6 protein-coding genes are annotated in these 17,752 nt (G+C 63.7%); all 6 read left to right on the top strand.

The annotated features are described in order from the left end of the window. Nucleotides 1-24: 24 nt before the first annotated feature. The 6 genes from G6N57_RS32275 to G6N57_RS01990 all read left to right on the top strand — a co-directional run bounded on the left by G6N57_RS32275 (nucleotide 25) and on the right by G6N57_RS01990 (nucleotide 17,443). A complete protein-coding gene (locus G6N57_RS32275; RefSeq protein WP_163646686.1) occupies nucleotides 25-12,258 on the top strand; it encodes a non-ribosomal peptide synthetase in 12,234 nt (4,077 codons plus the stop codon). Between the two features lie 118 nt (nucleotides 12,259-12,376). Continuing rightward, entirely contained in the window at nucleotides 12,377-13,717 is a 1,341-nt protein-coding gene (locus tag G6N57_RS02010; RefSeq protein WP_165777816.1) for a wax ester/triacylglycerol synthase domain-containing protein, read from the top strand. A gap of 31 nt (nucleotides 13,718-13,748) precedes the next feature. Further along, nucleotides 13,749-14,423, top strand: a complete 675-nt coding sequence (locus G6N57_RS02005; RefSeq protein ID WP_097926529.1) for a methyltransferase family protein — start codon at nucleotides 13,749-13,751, stop codon at nucleotides 14,421-14,423. A gap of 141 nt (nucleotides 14,424-14,564) precedes the next feature. Then, complete coding sequence (locus tag G6N57_RS02000) at nucleotides 14,565-15,902, top strand: WS/DGAT/MGAT family O-acyltransferase (protein WP_097926528.1); 1,338 nt, start codon at nucleotides 14,565-14,567, stop codon at nucleotides 15,900-15,902. Nucleotides 15,903-16,224: 322 nt separating this feature from the next. Next, nucleotides 16,225-17,178: a ketoacyl-ACP synthase III gene (locus G6N57_RS01995; RefSeq protein WP_077742609.1), complete on the top strand. Its 954-nt coding sequence runs from the start codon at nucleotides 16,225-16,227 to the stop codon at nucleotides 17,176-17,178. Then, entirely contained in the window at nucleotides 17,159-17,443 is a 285-nt protein-coding gene (locus G6N57_RS01990; protein WP_133118415.1) for an acyl carrier protein, read from the top strand. The genes G6N57_RS01995 and G6N57_RS01990 overlap by 20 nt, the downstream gene beginning before the upstream one ends. The last annotated feature ends 309 nt before the right edge of the window (nucleotides 17,444-17,752 follow it).

The following is a 17,752-nucleotide window of genomic DNA, read 5'->3' as shown; positions in this document are numbered from 1 at the left end:
GACCTCAGTCGGCGCTCGTCGTCGATGGATTTCCTGGATGAGGACGAGCACGCTGAGCTGTTCGGCTGGGGCAATCGGGCGGTGCTGTCCGACCCGACCTCGGTGTCGTCGTCGATTCCGATCTTGTTTGCAGCGCAGGTGGCGCGCGCACCCGAGGCGCCGGCGGTGACATTCAACGGCTACTCGTTGTCGTATGCGGAGTTGGATGAGTCATCGGATCGCTTGGCGCACCGGTTGATCAGTTTGGGCGTGCGCCCGGGTATGCGGGTGGCATTGTTGTTCCCGCGCTGCGTTGAAGCGATTGTTTCCATCGTTGCGGTGTTGAAGGCGGGGGCGGCGTATCTGCCGATTGATCCGATGCATCCTGATGCGCGGGTTCGGTTCATGTTGGATGATGCGGCGCCGGTGGTGGCGGTCACGACCGCGGAGTTGATGGGCCGGTTCGCCGGGTGCGATCTGGATGTCATCGATTTCGATGAGGTGCGTCAGCACGACGGGCAGGGGCAGAGACTGCCGGCGGTGACGGCTGATGATGTCGCGTACTTCATCTATACGTCGGGGACGACGGGTCGTCCGAAGGGTGTGGCGATTACTCACGCCAATGTGGTGCGGTTGTTGGCGACGTTGGATGCGGAGTTGGGTCTGGCGGGTCAGGTGTGGACGCAGTGTCATTCGTTGGCGTTCGACTATTCGGTGTGGGAGATCTGGGGCGCGCTGTTGTTCGGCGGCCGGTTGGTGGTGGTACCTGAGTCAGTGACGCGGGCTCCGGAGGATCTGTTTGCCTTGTTGGTTGCTGAGCAGGTCACCATGTTCAGCCAGACGCCGTCGGCGTTTTATGCGCTGCAGACTGTCGATGCGGTGCACCCGGGGTCGGGTGGCGGGTTGAAGTTGGAGACGGTGGTCTTCGGTGGGGAAGCTCTTGAGCCGCAGCGGCTTCGGGGCTGGCTGGATCGGCATCCGGGTTCGCCGCGGTTGATCAATATGTATGGGATTACCGAGACGACGGTGCATGCGTCGTTCCGGGAGATCGTGGCCGGCGATGTTGAGGGCAGTGTCAGTCCGATTGGTGTGCCGTTGGGTCATCTTGGGTTTTTTGTGTTGGATGCATCGTTGCAGCCGGTGCCGGTTGGTGTGACGGGTGAGTTGTATGTGGTCGGCGCGGGGTTGGGGTTGGGTTACTGGCGTCGTGGTGGGTTGAGTGCGTCGCGGTTTGTGGCGTGTCCGTTCGGCGGGGTCGGGTTCCGGATGTATCGGACCGGGGACCTGGCGTCCTGGGACAGTCACGGGCAGCTGCGGTATCTGGGACGTGCTGATGAGCAGGTCAAGATTCGTGGGTATCGGATCGAACTGGGTGAGATTCAAACAGCTCTGGCTGAACTTCCTGGTGTCGATCAGGCGGCGGTGATCGCCCGGGAGGATCACCCTGGCGACAAGCGTCTGGTTGGCTACATCACCGGCACTGCGGACCCCGCCGCTGTCCGTGCCACGTTGGGTCAACGGTTGCCCGGTTACATGGTGCCCGCCGCGATCGTGGTACTTGATGCCTTGCCGTTGACGGTGAACGGAAAACTCGACCGGCGCGCTCTGCCGGCCCCTGACTACGTCCAAGGCCAGCAATATCGTGCTCCGGCAACTCCGGTAGAGGAGGTCCTGGTCGGGATCTACGCGCAGGTGCTGGGGTTGGAACGCGTCGGGGTCGACGATTCGTTCTTCGACCTGGGCGGGGATTCGCTGTCGGCCACCCGTTTGATCAATGCCATCAATGCCAGTCTGAGCGCCGATCTACCGGTAAGGGCGGTGTTCGAGACACCTTCGCCTGCACAACTGGCGGCCCGTGTGGGTGAGAGTTCGGGTGGGCGTGAGCCGTTGGTGGCTTTGCCGCGGCCTGATGTCATTCCGTTGTCGTTTGCGCAGCAGCGGTTGTGGTTTCTTGATCAGTTGGAGGGGCCGTCGCCGATCTACAACATGGCGGTGGCGCTGCAGGTCACGGGCCACCTGGATGTCGAGGCGCTTGGTGCGGCGCTGGTTGATGTGGTGGGGCGTCATGAGTCGTTGCGCACGGTGTTCCGGTCGGTTGAGGGGATTCCGGAGCAGGTGGTGGTGCCTGCCGAGACAGCTGATTGTGGTTGGCGTGTGGTTGATGCGGGCGGGTTCTCGGCTGCTGAGTTGCGTGGGGCCATCGGCGAGTTTGCCGGTCGCGCTTTCGACCTGGGCAGCGAGATCCCGTTGCGGGCAACGCTTTTCCGGGTTGATGAGGATGAGTATGTGTTGGCTGCGGTGGTGCACCATATCGCTGCCGATGGTTGGTCTGTGGCTCCGTTGATCGCGGATCTGCAGTTGGCGTATGCGGGGCGGTCTGGGGGATGCGCGCCGCAGTGGGCGCCGTTGCCGGTGCAGTATGCGGATTACACGTTGTGGCAGCGGGCGAATCTGGGTGAGCTGGCTGATCCGAACAGTCGGATTGCTGGGCAGGTGGCGTATTGGGAGCAGGCGTTGGCCGGGTTGCCCGAGCGGCTGGAGTTGCCGACGGACCGGCCGTATCCGGTTGAGGCGGATCATCGGGGTGCCAGTGTGCCGGTGTCGTTGCCGGCCGAATTGCATAAGCGTGTCCGTGAAGTGGCGCGGGAGCACAATGTCACGACGTATATGGTGGTGCAGGCCGCGCTGAGCATCCTGTTGTCGAAGCTCAGTGCGAGTTGTGATGTGGCGGTGGGTGTTCCGATCGCGGGTCGTGGTGATGCGGCGCTGGATCGTTTGGTGGGGTTCTTCGTCAACACGTTGGTGTTGCGGGTGGATCTGGGCGGTGACCCGACTGTTGCGGAGTTGGTGGCCCAGGTGCGTCAGCGCAGCCTGGCCACTCTTGAGCATCAGGATGTGCCGTTTGAGGTCTTGGTGGATCGGCTCAAGCCGACTCGGTCGCTGGCGCATCATCCGCTGGTGCAGGTGGCGTTGGCTTGGCAGAATTTCACCGCCGACACATCGACCGAAGCGACTCTGGGTGAGGCGCGGGTCAGTCCGTTGTCGGTTGATACTCAGGTCGCTCGGATGGATCTGACGTTCTCGTTGGCTGAACGGTGGGACGAGGCTGGTGAGGCGGCCGGGATTGGCGGTTCCGTCGAGTTCCGCACTGATGTGTTCGACGCGTCCAGCATCGAGACCCTGATCGAACGGTTGGCGCGGGTCGTTGAGGCACTGATTGCTGACCCGGGGCGGCGGCTGTCATCGATTGATGTGCTCGATGCCGCCGAGCACGCTCGCCTCGACGAGATCGGCAACCGGCCTGAGTTGACCCGTCCCGCACCTCCTGTGGCGTCGATTCCAGGGTTGTTCGCTGCGCAGGTGGCTCAGGTGCCGGATGCGGTGGCACTGAGTTTCGATGGCCGTTCGATGACGTATCGGGAGCTCGACGAGGCATCGAACCGGTTGGCACACAGTCTGGTTGAGCATGGTGCAGGTCCTGGTCGGTGTGTTGCGGTGTTGTTGCCTCGGTCGGCGGAGGCGATCGTCGCGGTTCTGGCGGTGCTGAAGTCGGGGGCGGCGTATCTGCCGATCGATGCGATGCATCCTGATGCGCGGATCCAATTCACGCTCGGTGACGCCGACCCGGTCGTCGCGGTGACCACGTCAGCACTGGCCGGGCGGCTGGATGGAACCGGCGTGGCGGTCGTCGATATCGACGCCGCCGGTGTCGCAACTCAACCCGGCGCGCCCCTACCTCCGCTGCCCGGCGCCGGTGACATCGCCTACTTGATCTACACGTCGGGGACGACGGGTCGTCCCAAGGGTGTGGCGATTACTCACGCCAATGTGGTGCGGTTGTTGGCGACGTTGGATGCGGAGTTGGGTCTGGCGGGTCAGGTGTGGACGCAGTGTCATTCGTTGGCGTTTGACTATTCGGTGTGGGAGATCTGGGGCGCGCTGTTGTTCGGGGGCCGGTTGGTGGTGGTACCTGAGTCAGTGACGCGGGCTCCCGAGGAACTGCTCGCATTGTTGGTGACTGAGCAGGTGACGGTGTTGAGTCAGACGCCGTCGGCGTTCTACGCGCTGCAGTCGGCTGATGCGGTGCAGCCGGAACTGGGCCGTCAGCTGAAGTTGGAGACGGTGGTCTTCGGTGGGGAAGCCCTTGAACCGCAGCGCCTTCGGCCGTGGTTCGATGCCCATCGAGGGACACCGCGGCTGATCAACATGTACGGCATCACCGAGACGACGGTGCATGCGTCGTTCCGGGAGATCGTGGCCGGCGATGTTGAGGGCAGTGTCAGCCCGATCGGTGTCCCGTTGGGTCACCTGGGCTTTTTCGTTCTGGACCAGGGTCTGCGGCAGGCCCCGTTCGGGGTGGTCGGCGAGTTGTACGTCGCGGGTGCCGGTGTCGGAATGGGATACTGGCGCCGCGGTAACCTGACTGCATCGCGGTTTGTGGCCTGTCCGTTCGGCGGGGCCGGGTTCCGGATGTATCGGACCGGCGATCTCGCGGCCTGGGGTTCTGATGGGCAGCTGCGGTATCTGGGACGCGCTGATGAGCAGGTCAAGATTCGCGGGTACCGCATCGAGCTCGGTGAGATCCAGTCTGTCCTCGCGGATCTGGATGGTGTCGATCAGGCGGCGGTGATCGCCCGGGAGGACCGCCCGGGCGATAAGCGTCTGGTCGGCTATGTCACCGAAACATCCGTTGGCAGCGTCAATTCGGCGTCGATCAGGGCTGTGATGGCCGAGCGGTTGCCGTCGTATATGGTGCCCGCGGCGGTGGTGGTGGTTGACGCGTTGTCACTGACCGTCAACGGCAAACTTGACAGGCGAGCCCTACCAGAACCGGAGTACGCCGACGTCGATCGCTACCGGGCTCCGGGTACGCCCACCGAGGAGATCCTGGCGGGCGTCTATGCGCAGGTGCTGGGGTTGGAACGGGTCGGGGCGGATGATTCCTTCTTCGACCTGGGTGGAGATTCGCTGTCGGCAATGCGGTTGATCAATGCGATCAATGCCAGTCTGGATACCGATCTCGCAGTGCGGGCAGTGTTCGAGGCGCCCACGGTGGCGCAACTCGCGGCGCAGGCCGGCGAGCGTTCGGGTCGGCGGGAACCGTTGGTGGCCCAGCCGCGGCCCGACGTTCTTCCACTGTCGTATGCCCAGCAGCGGTTGTGGTTCCTCGACCAATTAGAGGGGCCGTCACCGATCTACAACATGCCGACCGCGTACCGGATCACCGGCGGGCTTGATGTTGATGCGATGGGCCAGGCGTTCGCCGATGTGGTGGAGCGCCACGAAGCTCTGCGCACGGTGTTCCCGGCGGTCGACGGTGTGCCAACACAGGTCGTGCTACCGGCCGGACAGGCCGATCTCGGGTGGCAGGTCGTCGACGCCACCGATTGGTCGATGGAACGGCTGTCCGCCGCGATCCACGGCGCTGTCGGGTACAACTTCGATCTGTCGGCCGAATCACCTTTGCAAGCAACCCTTTTCCGAGTGGATGAGGATGAACACATCCTGGTCGCGGTGGTCCATCACATCGCAGGTGATGGCTTGTCGATCGGCCCGCTGGTACGTGATCTTGGCGTGGCGTATGCCGCGCGGTGCCTGGGACAGGTACCGGGGTGGGCGCCGTTGCCCGTGCAGTATGCGGATTACACGCTGTGGCAGCGCGCGTATCTGGGTGATCCGGCCGATCCCGAGAGTCGGATCGCCGGGCAGTTGGCGTACTGGGAAGAGGAGCTGGCCGGGCTGCCGGAGCGGCTGGAGCTGCCCACCGACCGGCCGTATCCGGCGGAGGCAGACTACCGCGGAGCCAGTGTCACGATGGAGTGGCCGGTCGAGTTGCAGCAGCAGATCGCGCACGCCGCGCGGGGGCACGATGCAACCAGTTTCATGGTGGTGCAGGCTGCTCTGGCGGTGCTGTTGTCGAGTCTGAGCGGGAACACCGATGTGGCGGTGGGATTCCCGATCGCCGGTCGTGGTGATCCTTCGTTGGATGAGTTGGTCGGGGTTTTCATCAATACACTCGTGCTACGAATCGAGCTTGACGGTGATCCCACTTTTGCCGACCTCTTGGCGCAGGTGCGTAGACGCAGCCTGGCTGCCTATGAGCACCAGGATGTGCCCTTCGAGATGATTGTGGATCGGCTCAACCCGGCCCGCAGCCTGACCCACCACCCGCTGGTCCAGGTGTTGGTGGCGTGGCAGAACTTGACGAAACAGGACGAAGGCCAGCCCGCGGCAACGTCTTTGGGCGGTATGCAAGCCACCCCGCTGGAAGCCGATACTCAGGCCGCGCGCATGGACCTGACGATCTCGTTGGCAGAACGTTGGAGCGGAGGTGAGCCCGCCGGGATCACCGGGGCGGTGGAGTTCCGCACCGATGTGTTCGACGCCGACACCATCCAGACCTTTATCGAGCGACTGTCGCGAGTGGTCGAAGCTCTGACCGCCGATCCCGCGGCGAAGCTGTCTTCGGTGAATCTGCTGGGGCCGGCTGACCACGCCACCCTCGAGGGGTGGGGCAACCGGGCGGTGCTGGCCGATCCTGTCTCCGCGGTGTCGATCCCGGTGGTCTTCGCCGAGCAGGTGGCACGGGACCCGGACGCGGTGGCGGTGGTGTGCGGTGACAGTTCCTGGACCTATCGCGATCTCGACGATGCGTCGAATCGCCTGGCCCACCTGCTTGTTGGTCATGGGGCAGGGCCCGGTGAAAGTGTCGCGCTGCTGCTCAACCATTCGGCCGAGGCGATCGTCGCGATCCTGGCAGTGCTCAAGTCCGGCGCGGCGTACCTTCCGATCGACCCGATGGTGCCGGACGCGCGGGTCGAGTTCATGCTCGGCGATGCCCGCCCGGTCGCAGCAATCACCACCTCCGGGTTGAGTGCGCGGCTGGATGGCGCCGACCTGGCTGTCATAGACGTTGCCGACGACCGGATCGAGATGCAGCCAAGCAGCGCGCTGCCCGGGCCTGCCGCCGATGACATCGCATACGTGATCTACACATCGGGGACCACTGGTGTGCCGAAGGGCGTGGCGATCACGCATCAGAACGTGACCGAGTTCCTCGGGGCTGTGGACCCGGCGTTGGTGGGCCCCGGAACAGTGTGGTCGCAGTGGCATTCGCTGGTGTTCGACGTCTCGGTGTGGGACATCTTCGGCGCGCTGTTGCACGGTGGCCGGTTGGTGGTGGTGCCCGAGGAGGTGGCACGTTCACCGCACGATCTCCACGCGTTGCTGGTCGCCGAGAAGGTCAGCGTCTTGAGCCAGACGCCGTCGGCTGCGGGGATGCTCTCACCGCAAGGCTTGGAGTCCGCCGCCTTGGTGGTGGCCGGTGAAGCTTGTCCCACTGAGTTGGTGCAGCGCTGGGCGCCGGGGCGGGTGTTGATCAACGCTTACGGACCGACCGAGGCCACCGTGTACGCGACGATCAGCGCGCCGTTGAAAGCCGAAGAGGCCGGGTCGAATGTTGTTCCGATCGGCGCACCGGTACCGGGCGCGGCATTGTTCGTCCTGGATCGCTGGCTGCGGGAAGTGCCGCCCGGCGTTGTAGGGGAGTTGTATGTGGCCGGCCGCGGCGTCGGGGTCGGATATGTGGGTCGACCGGGGCTGACCGCATCCCGCTTCGTTCCCTGCCCGTTCGGCGGCGCAGGAGCCCGCATGTACCGGACCGGCGACTTGGTGCGCTGGGGCGGCGATGGGCAGATGCAGTACTTCGGGCGCGCCGATGAGCAGGTCAAGATCCGGGGCTACCGGATCGAACTCGGCGAAATCCAGGTCGCTCTGGCGGATCTGGATGGCGTGGAACAAGCCGTCGTCATCGCCCGCGAGGACCGCCCGGGTGAGAAGCGTCTTGTCGGCTACGTCACCGAGTCCGTGACGGGAATGGTCGACGCCGGAAAGGCCCGCGGCCAGCTTGCCGAACAACTCCCTGCCTACCTGGTGCCTGCTGCGGTGGTGGTGCTCGACGAGATACCGCTGACGGTCAACGGCAAGTTGGACAGGCGCGCGCTACCGGCACCGGAATACCTCGACGCCGACAGCTATCGTGCTCCGGCAACCCCGACCGAGGAGATTCTGGCCGGCATCTTCGCCCAGGTGTTGGGGCTGGACAGGGTCGGCGTCGACGACTCGTTCTTCGATCTCGGCGGTGACTCGCTGTCAGCGATACGGCTGATCAATGCCATCAACACTGCGTTCGATACCGATCTGGCAGTCCGAGCGGTCTTCGATGCGCCTGCCGTGGCACAGTTGGAGACGCGAATCGCCACCGGTACCGGCGGCCGGTCCGCGCTGGTGCCCGTGCCTCGGCCGGCCGTGGTGCCACTGTCGTACTCCCAGCAGCGGTTGTGGTTCCTGGACCAATTGCACGGTCCGTCACCGATCTACAACATGCCGATGATGTATCGGGTCACCGGATTGGACGTCGATGCGCTCGGCTTGGCTCTGGCCGATGTGGTGGCCCGGCATGAGAGCCTGCGCACGGTCTTTCCCGAGGTCGACGGTGTGCCCCGGCAGCTGGTGATCCCGGCCGAGCAGGCCGAGATCGGCTGGCAAGTTGTTGATGCCGCTGGCTGGCCGGCAGACCGGTTGGCCGGTGCCGTCGACTCAGCGATAGGGCACCCGTTCGATCTGAGTATCGAGATCCCGATCCGCGCAGAGCTTTTCCGCGTTTCTGAGAATGAGCATCTGCTGGTCGCGGTGATGCACCACATCGCTGGTGACGCTTGGTCTTTCGCTCCGCTTGCCCGTGATGTGGCGGCCGCCTACGCGGCTCGATGCGGTGGGCAGGCGCCGGACTGGTCTCCTCTGCCGGTGCAGTATGTGGATTACACACTCTGGCAGCGCGAGCAGCTCGGCGAGCTGTCCGATCCGGAGAGCCGCATCGCCGGGCAGCTCGACTGCTGGCAGGATGCGCTGGCCGGACTGCCGGATCGACTTGAGTTGCCGACAGACCGCCCCTACCCGGCGGTCGCCGATCACCATGGCGCCGTCGTGGAGGTGGAATGGCCTGCGGAGTTGCAGCAGCGGGTGGCGCAGGTGGCGCGGGAGCACAACGCGACGAGCTTCATGGTCCTGCAAGCCGCACTCTCGGTTCTGCTCTCGAACCTCAGCGCCAGTTCCGATGTGGCGGTGGGTTTTCCGATAGCCGGACGCAGTGATCCCGCGCTGGATGAGTTGGTCGGGTTCTTCGTCAACACCCTGGTGTTGCGGGTGGAACTTGACGGTGATCCCACCGTCGCCGATCTGGTCGGGCAGGTGCGTCAGCGTAGCCTCGCCGCCTACGAACATCAGGATGTGCCGTTCGAGGTTCTCGTCGAGCGGCTCAATCCGGCGCGCAGTCTCACCCATCACCCGCTGATCCAGGTGATGCTGGCCTGGCAGAATCCCGCCAGCGCGCCCGATGCCGAGTCGGCACTGGGCGATGTCTACGCCGCACCATTGATGGCCGAAACTCACACCGCACGGATGGATCTGGTCTTTGCCTTGGGGGAGCGGTTCGATGCGGAGGGTGCTTCGGCCGGGATCGGTGGTTCGGTGGAGTTCCGCACCGACGTATTCGATGCCGAGACCGTTGAGGTGATGGTTGGGCGGTTGGCGCGGGTGTTGGAGGCGATGACGGCCGATCCGGCGCGACGGTTGTCCTCGATCGATGTTCTCGACGGTGCCGAGCACGTTCGTCTCGATACGGTTGGCAACCGGGCGGCGCTGACTCGGGCCGCGCCTTCGCAAGCGTCGGTACCGATGCTCTTCGCCGAGCGGGTGGTTCGTACGCCCGATGCCGCTGCACTGACGTATGAGGGCCGTTCGTGGTCGTATCGGGAGTTGGACGAGGCCTCGAATCGGTTGGCGCACTTCCTCGTTGGTCACGGTGCGGGTCCGGGTGAGTGTGTGGCGGTGTTGCTCGACCGTTCGGCTGCGGCGATTGTGTCGATCCTGGCGATACTCAAGACCGGGGCGGCGTACGTGCCGATCGATCCGGCGCATCCGGACGCGCGAATCGCGATGGTGGTTGGTGATGCCCGACCGGTGGCCACGGTCACCACCGGGGAGTTGGCCGGGCGTTTGGACGGCCTGGGGGTGGCCGTCGTCGATGTGGCGGATCCCCGCACCGAGGCCGAACCCAGTACCGCGGTCCAGGCGGGTCCGGCTCCGGATGACATCGCGTATGTGATCTATACGTCGGGCACCACCGGTGTGCCGAAGGGGGTGGCTGTCCCGCATCGGAATGTGACGGGGTTGCTTTTGTCGTTGGATGTGGAGTTGCCGCGTGTTGGGGTGTGGTCGCAGTGGCATTCGTATGCGTTCGATGTGTCGGTGTGGGAGATCTTCGGTGCGTTGCTCAGTGGTGGGCGGTTGGTGGTGGTGCCGGATGCGGTGGCGGGTTCGCCGGATGAGTTGCACGCGTTGCTGATTGCCGAGGGTGTGACGGTGTTGAATCAGACGCCGTCTGCTGCGGCGGCGCTGTCTACCGACGGTTTGGATTCGACGGCGTTGGTGGTGGCCGGCGAGGCCTGTCCGACCGAGTTGGTGGATCGGTGGGCGCCGGGTCGGGTGATGCTCAATGGTTATGGGCCGACGGAGACGTGGTACACGTCGTTCAGTGCGCCGCTGGTAGCCGGGTCGACGGTGGTGCCGATCGGTGTGCCGATACCGGGGGCGGCGTTCTTCGTACTCGATCCGTGGCTGCGTCAGGTGGCTGCTGGGGTGGTCGGTGAGTTGTACGTCGCTGGGGCTGGTGTGGCGAGTGGCTATCTGGGTCGGGGTGGGTTGACCGGGTCGCGGTTTGTGGCGTGTCCGTTCGCTGAGGGGCAGCGGATGTATCGGACCGGGGATCTGGTGTCCTGGGCACCCGATGGGCAACTGCACTATCTGGGCCGGGCCGATGAGCAGGTCAAGATCCGTGGGTATCGGATCGAGCTGGGTGAAATCCAAGCAGTCATGGCTGATCTGGAGGGTGTGGATCAGGCGGCGGTCATCGCTCGTGAGGACCGCCCGGGCGACAAGCGTCTGGTCGGCTATGTCACCGGCACCGCAGGCGGAGCAGAAGTCCGCGCTGCTCTGGCGCAGCGGTTGCCCAGCTATATGGTGCCGGCAGCCGTGATGGTCTTGGATACGCTGCCGTTGACGGTCAACGGCAAGCTGGATCGGCGAGCGCTGCCGGTACCGGACTATGCCGACGCTCGGCAGTATTGTGCTCCGGCCACGCTGACCGAGGAAATCCTGGCCGGTATCTACGCCGATGTACTGGGTCTGGAGCGGGTCGGGGTCGAGGATTCGTTCTTCGACCTGGGTGGGGATTCACTGTCTGCGATGCGGGTGATCGCTGCGGCCAATGCGCGTTTGGATGCGGAGTTGGCGGTGCGGGTGATGTTCGATGCGCCGACCGTGCGCGGTTTGGCTCAGCATGTGGGCCGCGCCGAGAGCTCGCAGGAAGTGGTTCCGGTGGAGGTGCTCAAGCCCGGCAACGGGGTACCGCTGTGTTGTATCCATGATGGCTTCGGGTTGAGTTGGTCGTATCGGGCGTTGGGTCAGTATGTGGACGGCCCGATCATCGGGATCAATCAGGTGCCCGCCGATGGCGAGCGGGAAGCTATGTCGATACGCGGCATGGCGTCGCGCTATGCCGATCGGCTGCAGGAGCTGTATCCTGTTGGGCCGTATCGCATCTTGGGTTGGTCGTTCGGTGGTGTGGTTGCTCATGCGCTCGCGGTGGAGCTCCAGCGCCGCGGGTGTGAAGTACAGCGCCTGGTCCTGCTCGATGGGTTGCTGAACCCGAACAAGTTCTGGAAGCGGATCACCAGGACGCTTGCGAGGAATCAGGCGGTTACCGAGGGATGGGTTCTGGATTACATCCTGCGGACCAACAGGGCTCGGGTTCCGGTGCATTGGGGCCTACTGACGTATTCAAAGGTGGCCGACATCATCGCGCGACATGGGGCCAGTCCTCCGTCGCGACAGCTGGTGGCGTTCATGGCGCGCAGTGTCAGCGCCGGTCAAGTGATGCTGCTCGATCATGCGCCCGATGTGTTCGACGGTGATGCCGTGATGTTTTCGGCTGCGCGTCCGCGGTGCGAGGACACCGGCGGGGATGGGGTCAGGTCGAGGTTGGCGCGCCTGCGTAACCGCAGGGCTGCCCGATCGCTGCTGCACAGTTGGCGCCCATACGTTTCCGGTGAGATCACCGTGCTGCCCGTGGGTTGCACACATTTCGAAATGTTCACCCCTGAATCACTGAGGGGATACGCAGAACAGCTCAAGGCGCTATTGGAAAGTACCTCGGAATAGTTTCGTAACGATGCTCGGACGCGACAGCGTCGAGCGGCCGATGTTGGGACGGTGATCGCCGATGCGGACCACTTACACAGACGAGGCGCGCGAATCCAGCGCGGACGTAGGTCCGAAAGTGAGCAACGTTCTCGATGTGCTCGACCAGCGTGTGTTCGACCTCGGGTCGGCGATAGGGGTCAACAGCCTGCTGCAGAGCGTCTGGGTGTACGACCGCCCGGTCGATGTCGATGGTCTGCGGCGGTTCCATGAGAATCTCCGGCAGGGACGGCTGTCCCGCGGCATCGAACGATCACCGCTGCCGTTCGGTCGGCACCGCTGGGTGGCATCGGACAATTCGTCCGACCTTGAGATCGTCGAGATAGCCAGGTCGCGAGAAGAATTCGATGACTGGCTCGACGAGCAGATCAACACTCCGCTGGATTGCGAGCACGGTCCGGGATGGCACCTGGCGGTGCTCCCGTTCACCGACGGCGGCTCAGGAATCAGCTTGGTGGTATCACACTGCCTCATCGATGGAGTCGGGCTGTGTGAGGCGCTGGCTGATGCGGCACTTGGTCGCGACGATCCGATGAGCTGGCCTGCAGCGGCATCGCGCAGCCGTGGGAAAGCCCTACTGCAGGACAGCTGGCAAGCTGTGCGCGACATTCCGGCTGTGTTCCGGGGTGTGATCGCCTCGATTCGGTTGGCCAGACGTAGCCGCGAGAGCGCCGGGGCCGCCGGCGCGACCACTTCGCCGGCTACCAAAGCATCTGCACCTGAAGGATATTCCGACGTACCAACGGCAGTTCCGATGGCAACGATCTTGGTCGATGCCGAGGAGTGGGACGCCCGCGCCCAAGCACTCGGCGGGACCAGCAACTCGTTGTTGGTGGGATTGGCGGCCCGGCTGGCCCAACGCGGGGGACGGGTTGGCGCCGACGGTTCGGTGGTCGTGGGAATGCCGGTCAATGAGCGCGCTGATGACGATACCCGTGCCAACGCGAGAAGCAGTGTGGCGGTCGCGGTCGACCCTGAACTCGCGACGACGGACCTGCGTGAAATCCGGGCTGCGGTCAAGCAGGCGTTGATTCGTCACGGAGAGGTGCCTGACGAGGAGTATGCGGTGAATGCCATCATTCCGCTGTTGCCCAAGCGGCTCCTCGTGGCCACTTCCCGTGTCGGTTCACCCAACGGCGTCGGTTCCTCCAACCTCGGTGTGGTAAATCCGGCTGCCAGCCGGCCCGATGGCACGGAGTGCGACTTCTTGGCCATCAAGGTTCTGCCCCATCTGGGGCTGACGGAAGCGATGCTCAACCGGTTCGGCGGTACGCAGTCGTTTCTGTCGGGGAGGGCGAACGGACGCGTCTTCGTCTCGGCCCATTCCTATCTGCCGGGTCGGGTCAACACGAATGCCCGTTTACAACAAGACCTTTCAAACGCATTGAAAGACTTTTCGCTCACCGGCACGCTTCTTTGAGCGTCCCCGAATCACACAGGTAGGAGATGACATGAGCACCAATCTTCGGGTGGCTGTCCAATCCGTCTTGGGCGTGGCGTTGTTCTGTGCGCTGCTGTTCGTGCCCGCGGGGACGTTCAACTACTGGCAGGCATGGGTTTTCCTGACGGTGTACGCGGTGATGGCGAGTCTCTCGACCGTCTACCTGTTGAGGAAGGACAAGGCGGTCGTAGAGCGGCGCATGCGCGTCGGGCGGAAGTCAGAGTCGAGACCGGTGCAGAAGGCCGTCCTCGGGGTCATCGCGGTCTTGTCCATTGCGCTGCCGGTGTTCTGCGGCCTCGATCATCGCTTCGGTTGGTCCCCGGTGCCTGCCGCGGTGTCGTGGATCGGCAACGCGATGTTCGTCATCGGCCTCGTGATCACGATATTCACGATCGTCCAGAACAGGTATGCGTCAGCCAACATCACGGTGGAGTCGGAGCAGAAGCTGGTCTCCACCGGCCTGTACGGGCTTGTGCGGCATCCGATGTACATGGGGGCGCTGCTCATGGTGGCGGGAATGCCGCTCGCGCTTGGATCATGGTGGGGGCTGGCAGTTCTCATTCCCGTCCTCACTCTGTATGCCTTCCGTATCCAGGACGAGGAGAAGCTGCTTCGCCAGCAGCTCGCCGGATATCGGGAGTACACGCAGAAGGTGCACTACCGGCTCGTGCCACTGGTCTGGTGACGACGGAAGGAGATCGCCCGGTAGCAGCGTTTTCTCCGCGCGACATGGGAATGGCTGCCACCCAAGATGTCAGCGGCATCGGACGACGCTGACCACCTGCAAACACGAGACAGAGAAAATCAGGGCAGATACAGTTCGAAAATGAGCAATGTACTGGATTTGCTCGACCAGACCATATTCGACGTATCGCGAGCGACGGGACGCCCCAGTCTGCTGCAGTGTGTCTGGGTGTACAACCGCGCGGTCGACATCGATGGGCTGCGGCGGTTCCATGAACATCTTCAGCGGGGACGGTTGTCCCGCCGCATCGCACGGTCGCCATTGCCGTTCGGTCGGCACCGCTGGGTAGCGCCCGACCATCTACCCGACCTTGAGATCGTCGAGTCGGCCCGCCCGCGTGAAGAATTTGATGCCTGGCTCACCGAGCAGAGTAAGACCCCACTGGATTGCGAGCACGGTCCCGGATGGCATCTTGCGGTCCTCCCGTTCACCGACGGCGGCGCCGGGGTGAGCTTTGTCATCTCACATTGCCTCACCGACGGCGTCGGGTTGTGTGAGGCGCTGGCGGATGCCGCGCATGGGCGCGACGACCCGATCAGCTGGCCTCCTGCCGCATCGCGTGGCCGCTTGCGGGCCTTGCGCGAGGACGCCGGCCAAGCCGCGCGCGACATCCCTGCGATGGGCCGCGCGCTCGTCGCCGCGATACGTTTGGCCCGGCGCAGCGGCGGTGGTGCCGGAGCTGCAACACAACCGCCTGCCACGCCATCTGCGCCGCCCGCAGGCATCGACGAGCCCATCACGCTCCCGACGGCGACGGTCTTCGTCGATGCCGAAGAGTGGGAGGGCCGCGCACAGGAACTCGGCGGCAGCAGCACCGCGCTGCTTGCGGGATTTACGGCCCGACTCGCCCAGCGAGTGGGACGGGTCGCCGCAGACGGCTCGGTCGTCGTGATGATGCCGGTCAACGAGCGCGCCGCCGGCGATACTCGTGCCAACGCGATCAGTAATGTCGGCGTAACGGTCGACCCTGCACGCGCGACGATTGACCTGCGCGAGATCCGGACCGCAATCAAACAAGCGTGGATTCGCCACAGGAGGGTGCCCGACGAAGAGCGGGCAGTGAATGCCATCGTTCCCCTGTTGCCCAAGCGGCTCCTCGGGGGCGCCAGTGGTGCGATGGTTGGCTTCGCTCCCAACGTCGTCGGCTCATCGAACCTCGGTGTGGTAAGCCCGGCTGCCGACCGACCGGATGGCACGGACGCCGATTACTTCGCCATGCGGAATGTCCCCCTAGGCGTGACCAAGGCGACGATGCACCGGCGCGGCGGAACCCAGTTGGTGGTTTTGGGAAGATCGCACGGACACGTCTTCGTCTCGGCACTTGCGTATCAGCCGGGCCGCCCCAACTCGGATGACGACTTGCGACAGGACCTTTCGAGCACCTTGAACGATTTCTCGCTCACCGGCACGCATCTTTGAGCGCACCGACGACCAGGTGATCAATGCGGATTCCGGGAATGGAGTGTGGATAGACGTGCGCCCCGGCTACCCGGCATCACAAAGGCGAGTTCGCTGTTTGTCTCGTTCAGTTGAATGCCGAAACAGCCATTTCAATGTATTCACCCATTACGCTCGTTACGATGGCGGTCGACTATGTCCTTCAGCACGGATGGGGTCACCTCGTGTCAACCGAAACCCACGAGTGGACAGAAATCCCGCGGCTCGCGGTTGATTGCGCCGCCGGCTGCATCCCGGACTTCTATCCAATTTTTCCCGTAGCCGCACAAGCAGGGTGATTCGGATGTCTGCTGCGATGGATCGCGAGGTGCGCGTCGCAGGCATCGGCGTCCATATCCCGCCGTCGCGTCAACCGAACCTCCCGCTTTTGCCGGGATTCGGTGTAGACGAAGAGTTCATGCAACGACGGATAGGAGTCACGACTCGGGCGATCAAAGCACCAGATCAGAAGACCAGCGATCTGTGCATCCAGGCTTTCAACGACCTCGCCCGAAAAGTGCCTGGGCTTGATACCGATGCCATAGAAATGATCTGCCTGGTCACGCAGAATCCAGATTCGCGGATACCCCATACTTCGGCCGTCATTCACCAATCGCTGAACCTACCCGCCTCGTGCATGACATTCGACATCTCGCAAGGTTGTGCAGGGTTTCCTCACGCCCTGGCGGTCGCGACGTCTCTCGCCGAGCGGTTTGCGTTTGACAACGCGCTGATCTTTACCTGCGACCCGTACTCCACGATTGTTGACCCTTCGGACCGCGACACGGCTCTGCTGTTTGGCGACGCCGCCACTGTGACCTTCCTCGATAGGGCTGGACCGGGATTTCGGCTCGTAGATGCCGCGTTCGGCACGAGGCCCGGTTCGGCTGCCGTCTTGCGTTACGAGGGTCGACTCGTCATGGAAGGCCGGGAGGTGTTCCTGAACGCTGCTCGAGAGGTACCTCGGGCGATCCGCCGCTTACTGGAATGCCACCACCTGCGCGAAGGTGACATTGATCTGTTTCTCTTGCACCCTGGCTCCAAGTATCTGCTCGACGTACTGCGTGGCGACCTCGGCGTCGGTGAGGACCGATTGCCTTTTGAGGCAGGAGAATACGGGAACACAGTATCCTCCTCGATCCCGCTGATGCTGGCATCGCGTCTGGATGCTGAGCAATCCGCAATGCGAATTCTTCTGAGCGGGTTCGGCGTAGGCTTTTCCTGGGGTACATGCCTGCTTGAGCGAATTCGAGGATGAAAGGAACCTGGCAACGATGGTCACTAGTCAAGAACTCATTGAGCTAATTGCTGGATCCGGGATCGAGGTAGATGCGGCAACCTTGTGTGACGATTTGGACTTATACGGACAGGGATTTGATTCGCTCGACGTGGCGAACCTGGAGTTGCGACTTGAACAGCGCTATGGAGTCGAATTCGGTCCCGAACAATCACTCAAGTTGTTGACCATCAGAGCCTTCGTCGACTACCTCAACGCTGAGCGCAGTAGCGCTTCGAACGCGTAAGCGCCCCCTCTGGGGCGATAGCAACATTGGCATGGATGCCGATTGGTTTGCCATGCGGAATATCCCCTAGGCGTGACCCAAGTAGTTGTTTGACAGTGCTTGGTTCATCGTGGGAGTTGGGGACTGGTAGTTCTCATGTCCCGTCCTGACTCTGTGCGCCTCCCGGTTCGTGCCACTCGTGTGGTGACGACGATCGTCCGGTAGCGGCATTTTGGTAACCATCGCGCCCTGCATCGGGGCTACCGCACCGACTGGTGCCCAGAGGGCGCGGTAGTCCGTGAGCTACGCGGGACCGCGGATCCGCGATCG

Origin of the sequence: Mycolicibacterium boenickei (assembly GCF_010731295.1) — a bacterium.
Lineage (GTDB): Bacteria > Actinomycetota > Actinomycetes > Mycobacteriales > Mycobacteriaceae > Mycobacterium > Mycobacterium boenickei.
Note: the sequence above shows the minus strand (reverse complement) of the source record. Positions and strands in the feature narration are given on the sequence as shown.